A 14,715-nucleotide genomic window follows, 5' to 3' on the forward strand; every position below is an offset into this window, starting at 1 on the left:
ATGTACGGCGATTTCAGGCGGTAGGACGAACCGCGCCGAGCACTTTGCCCTTGGTTTCCGGCAGACACACTGCGGCGACGATCACCAGCAGATAGCCCGAACCGGCGACGATGCCCATCGCCTTAACAAGCGTCATGGTTTGCGACAGTGTACCGACCAGGATCGGAAAGAACGAGCCGAGACCGCGGCCCAGGTTGTAGCAGAAGCCTTGCCCCGAGCCGCGGATCGAATTCGGATAGAGCTCGGACAAATACGCGCCGACGCCTGCGAAAATCCCCTGCACGACGATGCCGAGCGGGAAGCCGAGCGCGAGCATCATGCCGTCGGTGATCGGCAGCATCGTGTAGAACATGCCGAGCACGAACGAGCCGATCGCGAACAGCACGAACGACGCGCGCCGGCCGATCTTGTCGCAGAGAATCGCCCCGACGATATAGCCGGTGAACGAGCCGACGATCAGCACGATCAGATAGCCGCTGGTGTTGAAGACCGACAGATGGCGCACGGTTTTCAGATAGGTCGGCAGCCAGGTGGTGATCGCGTAATAGCCGCCGAGCATGCCGGTGCACAGTACGCTGCCCAGCAGGGTTGTTTTGAGGTGGGGGAAGGAGAAGATCTGCAGGAAGTGCGAGGTATCGAAGCCGCTTTCGCGAGCGCGCCGGGTTTCGAGAAAGATTTCTGGATCGCTGACATTGCGACGAATGTAGATGATCCACAGCGCGGGCAGCAGGCCGATCCAGAAGCAGGCGCGCCATGCGACCTGTTCCGGCAGCAGCGCGAAGAACGCCCAATAGATGATGGCAGCCGCGGCCCAGCCGACCGACCAGCTGCTTTGCACGGTGCCGACGGCTTTCGCGCGATGCTGAGGTGAACGGATGGTTTCAGCCATCATGATGGTCACTACCGACCATTCACCGCCGAAGCCGATGCCTTGCAGCGTGCGGGTGGTCAGCAGTTGCCAGAACGAGTGGGTGAAGCCTGACAGGCAGGTGAAGATCGCGAAGGTGGCGATGGTCCACTGGAGGACGCGCACGCGTCCATAGCGGTCGGCGAGGATACCGGCGAGCCAACCGCCGATCGCCGACGAAATCAACGAACTGGTCGCGATCATGCCGGCTTCGCTTTTGGTCATGCCCCAGGTCGCGATGAGCGTCGGAATGAGGAATGAGTAGATCATGAAGTCGAAGGCGTCGACTGCGTAGCCGCCGAAGCCAGCGTAGAGGGTGCGGCGTTCGCGCTGGGTCAGTTCGGTGAACCATTGGAGAGAGGGCATGTTTTCTTGTGGTCTCCAGGCGGTTTTTGCCTTCCGGCGGCTTGATCGAGGGTTTTTTGTATTCTAAGGGGGCGAGGTGTTGTGCGGCCAGCGGTGGTCAAAAATGGCGACGGGGTAAGAACTCCATTCCGGTTCCTTACGAACTACTACCATGTAACCCAAAAAATATTGACCGCCGTTAAACTGCGCTGGCAGCGCTCAAGCTGCGGACATCCTCCTTACGCCCGCGCTCGCCACCTCGCCATCGTCAATGCCCGCAACCGCAAAAATCTGCTCGCCATCCCGCCGCTTCGCGAGCACGACTTTGCGGGCAAATCACTCGCGCCGCGCGTTCCTGAAATCCTCGGTAAGCGTGCTGCTGGTCTCGGGTATGAGCAGTTCGCTGCTGTCAGCTTGCGGGGGCGGAAATCTGAACGCTGATCAGCCGGAAACGCCGCGTCTCGCCTCGGTGAACAACTTTCGCGACGTGGCGGGCGCGGCCGCCGGCTATCCCACTGTCGACGGGAAACAGATGCGCCGTGGCGCGTTCTATCGCGCGAACGCGCTGACCCTCAGCGCTGCCGACGCGGCCGCCCTCGACAAACTCGGCATCGCTTCGGTCTACGATCTGCGCACGCCCGGCGAAATCGCGCGCACCGTGGATATCCTCCCGGCCGGCGCGACATCACAAGCGCTCGACGTCCTGGGTATCAACGACTTCGTCGCGCCAACGTTCGATACGGCAGGCGCCGCCGTCGCGTTCATGGAGGCCCAGGCGCGCGACTATGTCACCGGCGCTGCCCAGCGCGACGGCTACGGCGAACTCCTCACGCGGCTCGCCAATGGCGCCGGCGCGCAGCTGTTTCATTCCAACGCGGGTAAGGATCGCACCGGTTGGGTCGCGGCACTCCTGCTCAGCATTGCCAACGTGCCGCTCGACGTCATCATGCAGGACTATCTGCTGAGCAACGCCTATCTGGCCGAATCGATCCAGGCGCAGATCGCCACGTTGCGCGCGCAGGATAGCGACGCGGTTGCAACGGTCGAGTCGCCCCTGTTCAACGTCGAGGAAAGTTATCTGCAAGCGGGGTTCGATCAGGTGCAGACGAGCTACGGCACCATGGCGAGCTATCTGACGCAAGGCCTTGGCATGTCTCAAGCAACGATCGACACGTTGCACGACCGCCTGGTCGCCTGACTTATGCTCGCCGCGCCGGGTGTTGAGCGGAGCACGTCGGCAGGTACCGACGAAAAAAAGTCCGCCCCAAGAAAGCGGGCGGACAGAGAAGGGCGGCATCGAGGTTGCCGGGGGCGACTATAACGCCACAGCCATCGCGAAAACCCGTCCAGTAAGGGCGCGTAAGTGCCGGTACTGCACGCCGCTCAAGCCTTCTCGGCCATCCTCATAATCGTGGCGCCCCAACCGGCAATTCGATCCGTACTTCCAGGCCGCCTTGCACGTGATTGCGCACGTGGCAGTGTCCGCCGCGATCGTGCGCGAGCCGCGCGACGATCGCGAGACCCAGGCCGCAATGACCTTCGCCGCCGCGCGCGGCGTCGAGCCGTACGAACGGTTTCATCGCCGCCGCGATGCGGTCGTCGGGAATGCCCGGGCCGTGGTCGCGCACGCTGATTACCCAATGCCGCTCATCACGCGCCGTGGCGATATCCACCGGCGGCGAGCCGTGCTCGAGCGCGTTGTCGACGAGGTTCGTGACCAGCCGGTCGAGCAAGGTGCGCGGCAGTGTGAACGACGAACCGGCGCGCAGATCGAGCGTGAACAGCGGCGTCTCGGTGTTGTCGCCGGCGGAAAACTGTTCCTGCAGGAATTCGTCGACTTCGACCGGCGGCCCCGCGTCGGCGGACTGGCCGGCAAACTCCAGAAACTGCTGGACGATGTTGGTCAGCGAGTCGACGTCGCGGATCAGTCCGGCCCGCTCGTTTTCCGCGACCAGCACGCTCGCGCGCAACTTGAGCCGCGTGAGCGGCGCTTTCAGATCGTGCGCGACGCCTGCCAGCATCACCGCCTGGTCGTCGCCGGCCTCATTCAGGCGCCGCATCATATCGTTGAAGGAGCCGATCAGATCGCGTAGTTCACGCGGGCCTTGCACGGTCACGGGTTCCGGCCTGCCGCCTGAACCGAACGCGCGGGCTGCGTCGGCGACGCGCGATAGAGGCCGCTGCATCTGCCAGACCGCGAACAGCGACAGGATCAGCGCGGCCAGCAGCATCGAGATGGATTCGACCAGGAAGCGCGGGCGCGGTGGTACGTCGACCGGCACGACGACCCAGTTCGACTTGCCGGGGAACAGCACCCATAACTGCGGCGGACGCAGGTCGTCGACGGCGATTTGTGTGCCGGGCGGCAGGTTTTCGCGCAGATGCCGGCTCAGTTCGATCAGCGGACGCTGATCCGGCGTGTGCAGGTGGATGCTCGCCGGCATGTTCCAGGTGGGCACGAGGTGCACACGCATGGCGGGCGCGAGCGCGGCACCCTTCATCGGCTCGCCGTTGATTGCCTGCAGCACCAGCAGAATGCCGCGCGCGAAGCCGTCGATTTCGTGGCGCGGCGGCTGCATCACCACCAGCACGAACCACCCGGCCTGAATCGCGAACAACACCGCTGTCGACAGCAACGCCATTCTGCCGAACAGCGTGTTCAGCGGGTTTTTCATGCGCTTGAGGCAGCCTCGTCGGCGAACGGCGTGCCGTCGGCGTCGGGCACGAACACGTAGCCTTTGCCGCGCACCGTCTGCACGTAGCAGGGATTGGACGGGTCGTCTTCGATCACACGGCGCAGGCGCCAGATGGGTACGTCGAGGCTGCGGTCGCGGAAGGCGAGATTGTCACGATGCACGAGATCGTGAATCAGCACGCGCGACAACACCTTGTACGGATTGTTGACGAAGATCTTTAGCAGCGCGAACTCACTGTCGCGCAGGGGCAGCTTCGCGTCGTCGCGCGACAGCGAGCGGGTGGCGAAGTCGAGTTCGAACGGGCCGAAGCGATACGGCTTGCGGGCTTCCGGCGCACTCGTGGTGGACGGCCCACGGCGGCGCAGCACCGTATGGATACGCGCGAGCAGTTCGCGTGGGTCGAACGGTTTGGTCAGATAGTCGTCCGCGCCGAGCGAGAGGCCGACAATGCGGTCGGCCACCGTACCGCGCGCCGTCACGAAGATCACCGGAATGTCGTCGCCGGCGGCGCGCAGGGCGGTGAGCGCGCGCAAGCCGTCGGTGTTCGGCATCATGATGTCGAGCACGACGACCGACGGCCGTTCACGTTCGAGCCGGCGTTGCAAATGGGTGCCGTCGTGCAGCACCGACGCGTCGAAGCCGTTCGACTGCAGAAACTTGCAAAGCAGATCGCGTACGACCGGGTCGTCGTCGACGATAAGGACCTGTGGATTCATGGCGAAATTCTAGTCTGGCGCGCGCGACGCACGACTCACTGTTTTCTTACCAATGCTTACGCAAAGCCGCGCCGTCCTTGCTGGTTCGGGCGCGAGGCCCGCCACCAAAGGCTCACGGCATATTTCACGACAGCCATATTCAGCAATGTATTGCCCGCGCGGTGCCAACGTGCGGCGCGGCGCGACATTCATTTTGCACCGCTTAAATTCCTCTGATGAAAGAATTTGCGCGCAGTTGCTACTGATGGCAATGGGTCGCAACGAGTCGTAAGAACCGCCGGAAAGCGCGCGTTCCTTCGTGCATCGCCACCGCGTGTGCGGCGAGATGATTCGTCGTGCAGTACGTTGCGCCGCATGTCGAAAAAAGCCTAACGCCTTGGGCCCAACAGACAGTCGGCGCGAAATCGAAACCTGGCGCCATGCGAGGCTGATCATGACCATTCATAGCAATTCAGTTCGACCCGTTTTTCTTCGCGCGCGCCCACGCGGGCGGCGGAGAAGCCTCAATGCGGGGGTGTGCGCGACATGTGCGACACGCTGCATAAGTTTTCTTAAGTCCGAGGCCAGGCGCCGGGCGCTCGCCAGACGAGCATCATGCAAGCGGTGGCGTGTTGCGTTCCGCTGCGCCGATTTCGCCGTCCGGCACGAACACATAGCCGCGTCCCCAGACGGTTTGCACATAGCGAGGCTCGGACGGATCCACTTCGATCAGCCGGCGCAAACGCCAGATCGACACATCAAGACTGCGATTGCGATGCAACTCGCTATTGCCGTGCAGCTTCTCCAGCAACTGCGCGCGCGTGAGTACGGTCATCGCGTGCGTGACAAATACCTTGAGCATCGCGAATTCGCTCGAACGCAGCGGAATGCGCTCGCCATCGCGGCGCAATTCGCGCGCCGGGAAATTCACCTCGAAACGACCGAAGCGATAGGGCGCGCGTTGCTCCGGCGCGCTCGGTGCAATCGCGCCGCGGCGGCGCAGGACCGTGCGGATTCGCGCGACCAGCTCGCTTGGTTCGAATGGCTTGCCGAGATAGTCGTCGGCGCCGAGTTCGAGGCCGATCACGCGGTCGATCGGATCGGCGCGCGCGGTCAGCAGGATCACAGGAATATCGTCGCCGGCGACGCGCAATGCGCGCAGCGCGCTGATGCCGTCGAGCTCCGGCATCATGATGTCGAGCACGACCAGCGCGGGACGCTCGTTCTGTAATGTGCTCTGCAGCGCCATACCGTGTTCGAGTGTGGACACCTTGAAGCCACGCCCTAGCAGATATTCGCTGACGAGCTCGCGTACGACGGGGTCGTCGTCGACGACCAGAATGGATTGGTTCATCCAGGTCATCTTAGTGATCCGCGCGAGCAGCGCAAAGCGGGTAACGCTTTCGAATCCTTTCTCGCGAAAGAGAAAGCAAGCGTGTGGAGAGTCCGGTAGCAGTGAGGGGCGAAGCGGGCCGGACGTGATACGGCCCGCACGACTATCGTCGCTGCCATAAGGGCTTTTCAAAGCCGGGAACAGCTTGCCCGCTTCGCAAATGCTTTCGAACTCTTCTCGCGTGTTTCCGGATGTTGCGGCGTGTGGACTGGCGGTGCTGATCGTTGTGCGAACGTGCGTGGGTCGCCTGACAGCGTGAACGATCGGGCTGACGAGCGATGTGCTGCCTAGCCGAGCGTGAGGCCGCCGTCGATATGGATCACCTGGCCGGTGATGTGACGCGCTTCGTCGGAGAGCAGGAACGCGATCAGTGCGGCGATATCCGCAGGCTCGGCGACGTGGCCGAGCGGCGTTGCTTCGGCGGCGCGGGTCCACACCGATGCATTATCGGCACTTGGGCCGCGATCTTTACGGGTGTAGCCGGGTGCCACGCAATTGACCGTCACGCCATGCGCCGCAAGTTCGGCGGCAGCGGTTTTAGCTAGCGATTCGATCGCCGCTTTCGCGGCCGCCGTGGCGGCGAACGGTGCGTCCACGCGATAGCGATGCGCGACGAACGAACTGAGCGCGACCACGCGACCCCGCTTCGAGGTTTCCAATGCGGGCGTCGCACGCTTGACGAGCGCGGCGAACGCGGCCGGCATGGCGGAGAAGGCGGCGCTGAATGCATCCGCGTCGAGTGCGTTGAGCGTTTGCCGTTGCGCGTGGCCGGCGTTCGCGACCAGTTGATCCAGCGCGCCGAAGCTCGCGAGCGTTTGATGAATCACGTGTTCGGCGGCGCCGCGTTCGGCCAGGTCGCCGAACACCGTCGCGCAGCGCGCGCCGTTCGCGCTGCAATCGGCTGCGACCTGTGCAAGACGCTGACGCGCTTCGTCGTCAGCGCCGCGTGCGTGCAGCATCAACGCGGTGCGCGGCGCGGCGATGCGCCGGGCCAGTGCGGCGCCGATGCCGGAGCCCGCGCCGGTGATCAGGACGACGCGATCGAGCTCGGCGCTCCTCATGCCAGCCGTGCTGCTCGCGTCACCGGTGCCGCTCATGTCGCTCACGGTGTTCACGCTGCAATCGCTTCGCCCGAGCGCTCGACGTCGAGCGTTTCGCCATGGAACGCCGCCAGCGATTCGCGATGCGCGACGCTGACGATCGCCGCCTTCGGCAGCCGCTCGGTGAACAGGTGATACAGACGTGCTTCGTTTTCCGCATCGAGCGCGCTGGTCGCTTCGTCGAGGAACAGATAGTCCGGCTTATGCAGCAGCACGCGCGCGCCGGCGAGACGTTGTTGTTCGCCCGGCGAGAGGACGCGTGTCCAGTGCCCCGATTCCTGCAGGCGGTCGGCATATTCCGACAGGTGGCAGGTGACGAGCGCTTCGCGGCATTCTTCGTCAGTGTAGGTGTCCGAAGAGGACGGATAGGTGAGCGCGGCTTTCAGCGTGCCGATCGGCATGTAGCTGACCTGCGGGATGAACATCATGCGCGCGTTGACCGGTGCGTCGATCGAGCCGTCGCCGAACGGCCACAAGCCTGCAAGCGCGCGCATCAGCGTGCTCTTGCCCGAGCCGGACGGACCACGCACCAGCCAGCGCGAGCCCGGCGTGATCGCGATATCGCGGATGCGTGACAGCGGGTTGCCATTCGGCAGCGCAAGCTGGAGGCCGTCGGTGACGAGCTTGTCTTCGTCGACAAAATGCAGCTTGATGCCGCCATGCGCGGTACCGGGCGACACCGATTCCTTCAGACGCGGCGCATGCACGATGCGCTTGAATTCACGCAACCGGTTCACGGTAGCGCGCCACTCGACCAGGGTGCCGTAACTGTTGATGAACCACGAAAACGAATCGCTGACGGTACCGAATGCGCTCGAAATCTGCATCAGCACGCCGAACGTGAACGCGCCCGCGAAGTAACGGGGTGCCGCCACGACCAGCGGAAAGATGATCGCGATCTGACCATAGAAGCTCAGCACGAAGGTGAGCCGCTTGGTGTACTTCATCACCTGCCACCAGTTGTCGCGGATGCGGGCGAACAGCGTGTGCGTGCTCTTCTTTTCGGTCTCCATGCCGTCGTAGAAGGCGATCTGCTCGGCATTTTCACGCAGACGGATCAGGCCGAAACGGAAATCCGCCTCGACTTTCTGCGCCTGGTAATTGATCGACACAAGCGGATGGCCGACCTTCTGGATGATCAGCGAGCCGACCACCGCGTACAGCGCCGCGGCCCACACCATGTAGCCCGGAATCTGCACCGGCATGCCGCCGAGCGAAACGGTCAGCGCGCCGGCCAGCGACCACAGGATCGTGATGAACGAGACCAGCGTGACGACCGTGGAGAGCAGATCGAGCGTCAGCGAGAGCGTGGTGGTGGCGAACGATTGCAGGTCGTCGCTGATCCGCTGGTCGGGGTTGTCGGCGAGCCGGTCGCGTTCGATCCGGTAGAAGGCGCTGTCGTGTAGCCACTCGTTGAGATAACGCGTGGTCAGCCACTGGCGCCAGCGAAAGCCGAGCATCTGGCGCAGATAGCGGCCATACACCGCGAGGATGATGAAGCCGAACGCGAGTCCCGAGAACACCATCAGCAACTGCGGGAAGTCGTGCACGTTCTTGGTCTGCAGCGCGTTGTAGAAGTCGGCGCTCCAGCGGTTCAGGCGCACGTTGATCCACACGACGAGCAGATTCATCACGATGATCGCGATGAGCAGCACCCACGCCGTTTTTCGTTCTTCGGAAACCCAGTAAGGTTTGATCAGGCTCCAGGCGGAGACTTTGTCGTCCGGCGGCAGCGCGGGTCTGGAAGCGGTATTCGGTGTCATGAGCATCCTGGTGAAGTGCTGGCCCATGTGGGCTGGCCCATGTCGGGCTGGCACCAGTTGGGCCGGCCCCACGGCGGGTTTGCGGTGCGTGACCCGGGCGTCGTGCTCGACGAACGCACGTCCGGGTGAGCGTCCGATTCTGGCGCGAAGCCCTTAAGTGAAAATTAATTTCCGTTCAGCGGCCTTGCCTCGGGGCCGCCGTCGCGCATGGCGGCTAAGCATGCAGCCCGCGCGTAGCTCCTGCGGCATCCGGTCTTGGCATTGTGCCAGAGCGCTGCGTTCGGCCGTATTGACGAATTGAAAGATGGTGCCGGATCAACTGCGCGCGATTGCATGGGCCACTGGTTTGCGGGCGCCGCGCCTTTTATGGTCTAATGACCTTCGACGAAACAGGGGTGCTTTGCCCACAGGCTGCGTGATTCTCACGCAGCGGCGGCGAGGCTGAGAGAGACCCTTTGCACCCGATCCGGGTAATACCGGCGCGGGAAGTTTCCGGAAGAAACCAGTCTTCCATTCCCCGCCGGGCGGCGTCCGTCATTGGACGCGCGTATTGCCCGGCCGGCCTCACCCGCCGGTTTCGTCCTGGGTACGTGCGTTTTTTTGCCGTACGGAAAGGATTCGATGACCGCCTATTCTTCATACATGTGTTTTGCTCGTCGCCACGCTCTCGCCGGTTATGTCGGCGCGCCGTGCTGCTTTAATGTTGCTTGCCGTTGCGACTCGGAGTGGGCGCGATGAACCGTCCTGCCCAACCTGATTTCGCCGTGCTTGGCGGCGGCCTGTGCGGGCGCCTCGTTGCATGGCGTCTCGCCGGGCAAGGGCATCGCGTGGCGCTCTATGAGCGCGGCGATGCCGCGGGTACCCAAGCCGCCGCCTGGGTTGCTGCCGCCATGTTGGCGCCGCTGGCCGAAGCCGCCAGTGCTGAACTGCTGATCACGCGCCTCGGCGCCAGTTCGCTCGACAGCTGGCCGCAAGTGCTGGCCGAATTGCCCGAACCGGTGTTCTTTCAGCGCAATGGCACGCTCGTCGTATGGCATCACGCCGACCGGACTGAAGCGCCGTTGTTCGAACGCCGCGTGCGCTCGAACGCACCTGCCGAATTGCTCGACGGCGGCTTCGTGACGCTTGCCGGTGCCCAGCTCGGCGCCGCCGAGCCCGCCTTGGCGGGTCGCTTCAATCAGGGCTGGCTGCTGCCGCGCGAAGGCCAACTGGATAACCGTCAGGTGCTCGCCGCGCTCGCTGCGGGTCTTGCCCAGCGCGGTGTCGAAACGCACTGGAATACGCCGGTCGACGATCATGCGCTACCGCCCGCGCGCGTCACGATCGACTGCCGGGGTTTGGGCGCGAAGTCCGTGCTGCCCACGCTGCGCGGCATCCGCGGCGAAGTCGCCCGAGTGCATGCGCCCGGTATCAAGCTGACGCGGCCGGTGCGGCTGCTGCACCCGCGCTATCCGCTGTATATCGCGCCGAAGCCGGACGATCTCTACGTGATCGGCGCGACCGAAGTGGAAGGCGAGGACATGTCGCCGGTCAGCGTGCGCTCGGCGCTCGAACTGCTGAGCGCGGCGTTTTCCGTGCATCCCGGCTTCGGCGAGGCACGCATCCTCGAACTGAATTCGCAGTGCCGCCCGACTTTGCCGGACCACCGTCCGGCTTTGCTGTGGGATGGCGCGCAGACGCTGCGCGTGAACGGCCTGTACCGGCACGGCTACATGATCGTGCCCGAAGTCGCCGATGAAGCCGTGCGCTTCGCCGCGGCGCTGCTCGACGGCCGCATTGGCGACGCCGATGCGTTCGCCGACTGGCAAAGTGCCGCGCGCTGGAGCGAGCTGTTTCAACTGGATTCCACGCGGGAACCGGCATGAGCGTTGCGCGCCTGTTGGTGAAATGACCACAGGCAAACAAGCTCGCGCCAAGCCGCTACCGCCATCGATTGAACCGTATTCGAACACCATGGACATTCATATCAATCAGAAGCCGTTGTCGCTGCCCGAAGGCGCGACTGTCGCCGATGCGCTCGCCGCGTTCGGCGCGCGTCCGCCGTTCGCGGTCGCGCTGAACGGCGATTTCGTCGCACGTACCCAGCATGCGGCGCGCGCGCTGCAGCCGGGCGACAAGCTCGATGTCGTGCAACCCGTGGCCGGCGGCTAAGTGCCGCGCCATGCATTGCCGGAGACCAGGACTATGCAAATGACTTCCCCCCAAACGGCCGACGCGCTCACGCTCTACGGCCAAACTTTCGCGAGCCGCGTGCTGCTCGGCACCTCGCGCTATCCGTCGCTGCAATCGCTGTCCGATTCGATCGACGCGGCGCAGCCCGGTATGGTGACCGTCGCGCTGCGCCGGCAAATGAACGAAGGCGGCGCCGAAGCTGGTTTCTTCGACCTGCTCAAGCGCCACGGCGTGCCGCTGTTGCCTAACACCGCCGGCTGCCTGACCGTCGGCGAGGCGGTGACGACCGCGCACATGGCGCGTGAAATCTTCGACACCGAGTGGATCAAGCTCGAACTGATCGGCGACGACTACACGTTGCAGCCTGATCCGGTCGGTCTGATCGAAGCAGCCACACAGTTGATCAAGGACGGTTTCAAGGTCCTGCCGTATTGCACCGAAGATCTCGTGATCGGCCGCCGTCTGCTCGATGCGGGCTGCGAGGCCCTGATGCCCTGGGGCGCGCCGATCGGCACCGGCAAGGGCGTGATCAATCCGTACGGCCTGCGGGTGTTGCGTGAACGCCTGCCAGATGTGCCGCTGATCGTCGACGCGGGCCTCGGCGTGCCGTCGCACGCGGCGCAAGTGATGGAGTGGGGCTTCGACGGCGTGCTGCTGAACACCGCCGTTTCGCAGGCGACCCATCCCGACGCGATGGCGCGCGCCTTTGCGCTGGGCGTCGAAGCGGGCCGCCAGGCTTTTCTGGCGGGGCCGATGGCCGAGCGCGAAAGCGCGCACGCGAGCACGCCGGTGGTCGGCATGCCGTTCTGGCATCAAGACGGGAGCGCCGCATGACGCAAACTTTGCCTTTGACCGGCCGCGACCTCTTCTGGCCGCCCGCCGATGAACTCACCGAAGCCGCCGAGCGGATCCGCGCCCGCCTGGGCGAGTGGCCGCCGACGCATGCGCCGTGGCGTATCTGCCTGACCGCGCCGGACGAGCCGAACGGCGGAGACCTGATCATCGTCGCCGACGCGCAGCAGCATGGCGAGCAGGTGGCGCGCTGGCTGGTGCAGGGCGCCGGCGTGATCGTCGCTGCGGAAAATACGGCGGCGCTCCATCTGGGCGGCGAGAAATACCGCCTGGAAGGTCATCTGGCGGAAGACTGGATTCCTGCGCTAGCTGCGTTTCTGGACTGCGGCTTCGATCCACATGACGCGCTGGTGCTCGCTCTGGCGTGGCGCGACGGCGACGAAACCAAAGCAGACGACGCATTTCCGGCGGATATCGCGCATTTCCCGCGCCTCGCCGGCCTGCCGGCCGCGCCGGCGCAAGCGTTCGCGCGTTGCCCCGACCGGCTGGGTCTCTATCCAGTGCTGCCGACCGCCGAGTGGGTCGAACGGGTAGTGGGCTTTGGCGTGAAAACGGTCCAGTTGCGCCGCAAATCGGCCGAGCCTGCCGACGAACTGAAGCGCGAAATCGCTCGCTGTGTCGTCGCGGGCCGTGAGCACGATGCCCAGGTTTTCATCAACGATCATTGGCAAGCCGCGCTGGAAGCGGGCGCCTACGGCGTCCACCTCGGCCAGGAAGACGTGCATACGGCCGATCTGTCGGCACTTGCCACCGCCGGCATCCGGCTCGGTCTGTCGACACACGGTTTCTACGAGATTCTGAAGGCTCTGCACTTCCGGCCCAGCTACATTGCCTTGGGCGCGGTGTTCCCGACCACCACCAAGGTCATGCCGACCGCGCCGCAGGGCCTCAAGCGTCTGGCACGCTATGTACGCCTGCTCGACGGCGTCGTACCGCTGGTGGCGATCGGCGGGATCGATCTGCAGGTGCTGCCGGACGTGCTGGCGACGGGCGTAGGCTGTGCGGCTGTGGTGCGCGCTGTGACCGAGGCCGCCGATCCGGCTGCCGCGGTTTCTGCGCTGCAACATGCGTTTACGCAATAATCGTCAAGTTCAGTAAAGGGACAGGGCACCTCACGGCAGCTTTTGCATGATGGCCCTATAATTCGGCCTTCCGTGTAAAAGGACTGTCAGTTTCGTGTCTTCCTCCCCCGAGACCTTACTCGAGCTGCGCGACGTCGACTTCGGTTATGGCGACCGGCTCGTCCTGTCGAAACTGAATCTGCGCTTCAAGCGTGGCCAGGTCGTCGCGGTTATGGGCGGCTCGGGTTGCGGCAAAACCACGGTGCTGCGTCTGATCGGCGGTCTGGTGCGCGCGCAGCGCGGCCAGATTCTGTTTCAAGGCCAGGACATCGGTGCACAAACGCGTGACGGCCTCTACGCGCTGCGCCGCAAAATGGGCATGTTGTTTCAGTTTGGCGCGCTGTTCACCGACATGTCGGTGTTCGAAAATGTTGCCTTCGCGCTGCGCGAGCACACCGACCTCCCCGAAGAACTGATTCGCGACCTCGTGTTGATGAAGCTCAACGCGGTCGGGTTGCGCGGCGCGCGCGACCTGGCGCCGTCGGAAATCTCGGGCGGCATGGCGCGGCGTGTGGCGCTGGCCCGGGCGATCGCGCTCGACCCCGAGCTGATGATGTACGACGAGCCGTTCGCCGGCCTCGATCCGATCTCGCTCGGCATCACCGCAAACCTGATTCGCGCGCTGAATCAGGCACTTGGCGCGACCTCGATCCTCGTCACGCACGACGTGCCGGAATCGTTCGCGATTGCCGATTACGTCTATTTCCTCGCCAACGGCGGGGTGCATGCCGAAGGCACGCCGGTCGAGCTGCGCGCGTCGACTGATCCTACGGTGCGCCAGTTCATCGACGGCGCGCCGGATGGCCCATTCAAATTTCACTACCCCAGCAAGACGCCGCTCGCGGCGGACTTCGGCATCGGCGGAGGTCAGTCATGATCAGTTCGATCGGCCGCTCGGTGCTCGACGGGTTGGGCACGGCCGGCTATGCCACGCGTTTCTTCTTCCGGCTGCTGCTCGAGTTTTTCCCGCTGCTGCGCCGGCCGCGCCTTGTCACGAAGCAGATCCTCTTCGTGGGTAATTATTCGCTGGTGATCATCGCCGTCTCGGGGCTGTTCGTCGGCTTCGTGCTTGGCTTGCAGGGCTATTACACGCTGAATCGCTACGGCTCCGAGCAGGCGTTGGGACTGCTGGTCGCGCTTTCGCTGGTGCGCGAACTCGGGCCAGTGGTCACGGCGCTCCTGTTCGCGGGCCGCGCCGGCACGTCGCTCACGGCCGAGATCGGCTTGATGAAGGCGGGTGAGCAATTGACCGCGATGGAAATGATGGCGGTGGATCCGGTCAAGGTGGTGGTGGCGCCGCGCCTGTGGGCGGGGATTATTTCCATGCCGATTCTGGCCGCGATTTTCAGTGCGGTCGGTGTGTTCGGCGGTTATGTGGTGGGCGTGCTGCTGATCGGCGTCGATTCCGGCGCGTTCTGGTCGCAGATGCAAGGCGGCGTCGATGTCTGGCGCGATGTCGGCGCCGGGGTCATCAAGAGCGTGGTGTTCGGCCTCGCGGTGACCTTCGTGGCGCTGTTTCAGGGCTACGAAGCCAAACCGACGCCGGAAGGCGTGTCGCGCGCTACGACCAGGACGGTTGTGTACGCGTCGCTTGCGGTGCTCGGCCTCGATTTTCTGCTGACCGCACTGATGTTCAGCTAAAACTGCGCTGCACGTTTTCGCTCAACGGGC

At 64.3% G+C, this 14,715-nt stretch carries 13 protein-coding genes and 1 riboswitch; of the genes, 7 read left to right on the forward strand and 6 right to left on the reverse strand.

Annotated features, from left to right (window positions below):
* Window positions 1–13 precede the first annotated feature (13 nt).
* Window positions 14–1,273, reverse strand: a complete 1,260-nt coding sequence (locus HHL24_RS22335) for an MFS transporter (RefSeq protein ID WP_169487557.1) — start codon at window positions 1,271–1,273, stop codon at window positions 14–16.
* Between the two features lie 250 nt (window positions 1,274–1,523).
* On the opposite strand from HHL24_RS22335, the gene HHL24_RS22340 reads away from it, so the two are divergent.
* Window positions 1,524–2,450, forward strand: coding sequence for a tyrosine-protein phosphatase (locus HHL24_RS22340; protein WP_169487558.1), 927 nt, complete (start codon window positions 1,524–1,526; stop codon window positions 2,448–2,450).
* Between the two features lie 205 nt (window positions 2,451–2,655).
* On the opposite strand, the gene HHL24_RS22345 is transcribed toward HHL24_RS22340, so the two are convergent.
* The 5 genes from HHL24_RS22345 to HHL24_RS22365 form a co-directional block, all read right to left on the reverse strand.
* Window positions 2,656–3,927 carry an ATP-binding protein gene (locus tag HHL24_RS22345; RefSeq protein WP_169487559.1) on the reverse strand — a complete coding sequence of 424 codons (1,272 nt, stop codon included), beginning with the start codon at window positions 3,925–3,927 and terminating at the stop codon, window positions 2,656–2,658.
* On the reverse strand, window positions 3,924–4,664 hold the full coding sequence (locus tag HHL24_RS22350; RefSeq protein ID WP_074282018.1) for a response regulator: 741 nt from the start codon (window positions 4,662–4,664) through the stop codon (window positions 3,924–3,926). The genes HHL24_RS22345 and HHL24_RS22350 overlap by 4 nt, the downstream gene beginning before the upstream one ends.
* Before the next feature lie 592 nt (window positions 4,665–5,256).
* Window positions 5,257–5,997, reverse strand: a complete 741-nt coding sequence (locus HHL24_RS22355) for a response regulator (protein WP_169487560.1) — start codon at window positions 5,995–5,997, stop codon at window positions 5,257–5,259.
* Between the two features lie 326 nt (window positions 5,998–6,323).
* Window positions 6,324–7,097: an SDR family NAD(P)-dependent oxidoreductase gene (locus HHL24_RS22360; protein WP_169487637.1), complete on the reverse strand. Its 774-nt coding sequence runs from the start codon at window positions 7,095–7,097 to the stop codon at window positions 6,324–6,326.
* A 50-nt stretch (window positions 7,098–7,147) separates the two neighbouring features.
* Complete coding sequence (locus HHL24_RS22365) at window positions 7,148–8,899, reverse strand: ABC transporter ATP-binding protein/permease (protein ID WP_169487561.1); 1,752 nt, start codon at window positions 8,897–8,899, stop codon at window positions 7,148–7,150.
* 381 nt (window positions 8,900–9,280) lie between these two features.
* A riboswitch (TPP riboswitch) is annotated at window positions 9,281–9,404 on the forward strand.
* Window positions 9,405–9,633: 229 nt separating this feature from the next.
* On the opposite strand from HHL24_RS22365, the gene HHL24_RS22370 reads away from it, so the two are divergent.
* The 6 genes from HHL24_RS22370 to mlaE all read left to right on the forward strand — a co-directional run bounded on the left by HHL24_RS22370 (window position 9,634) and on the right by mlaE (window position 14,685).
* Window positions 9,634–10,764, forward strand: coding sequence for an FAD-dependent oxidoreductase (locus tag HHL24_RS22370; protein WP_169487562.1), 1,131 nt, complete (start codon window positions 9,634–9,636; stop codon window positions 10,762–10,764).
* An 88-nt stretch (window positions 10,765–10,852) separates the two neighbouring features.
* Complete coding sequence (gene thiS / locus HHL24_RS22375) at window positions 10,853–11,050, forward strand: sulfur carrier protein ThiS (protein ID WP_028199627.1); 198 nt, start codon at window positions 10,853–10,855, stop codon at window positions 11,048–11,050.
* Window positions 11,051–11,089: 39 nt separating this feature from the next.
* Window positions 11,090–11,905, forward strand: coding sequence for a thiazole synthase (locus tag HHL24_RS22380; RefSeq protein ID WP_169487563.1), 816 nt, complete (start codon window positions 11,090–11,092; stop codon window positions 11,903–11,905).
* Window positions 11,902–13,005: a thiamine phosphate synthase gene (gene thiE, locus HHL24_RS22385; protein WP_169487564.1), complete on the forward strand. Its 1,104-nt coding sequence runs from the start codon at window positions 11,902–11,904 to the stop codon at window positions 13,003–13,005. Before HHL24_RS22380 ends, thiE begins: the two co-directional genes overlap by 4 nt.
* Before the next feature lie 94 nt (window positions 13,006–13,099).
* A complete protein-coding gene (locus HHL24_RS22390) occupies window positions 13,100–13,921 on the forward strand; it encodes an ABC transporter ATP-binding protein (RefSeq protein ID WP_169487565.1) in 822 nt (273 codons plus the stop codon).
* Window positions 13,918–14,685, forward strand: coding sequence for a lipid asymmetry maintenance ABC transporter permease subunit MlaE (mlaE, locus tag HHL24_RS22395; protein WP_169487566.1), 768 nt, complete (start codon window positions 13,918–13,920; stop codon window positions 14,683–14,685). The genes HHL24_RS22390 and mlaE overlap by 4 nt, the downstream gene beginning before the upstream one ends.
* Window positions 14,686–14,715: the final 30 nt, after the last annotated feature.

It is taken from the genome of Paraburkholderia polaris (genome assembly GCF_012927345.1).
GTDB classification, from domain to species: domain Bacteria; phylum Pseudomonadota; class Gammaproteobacteria; order Burkholderiales; family Burkholderiaceae; genus Paraburkholderia; species Paraburkholderia polaris.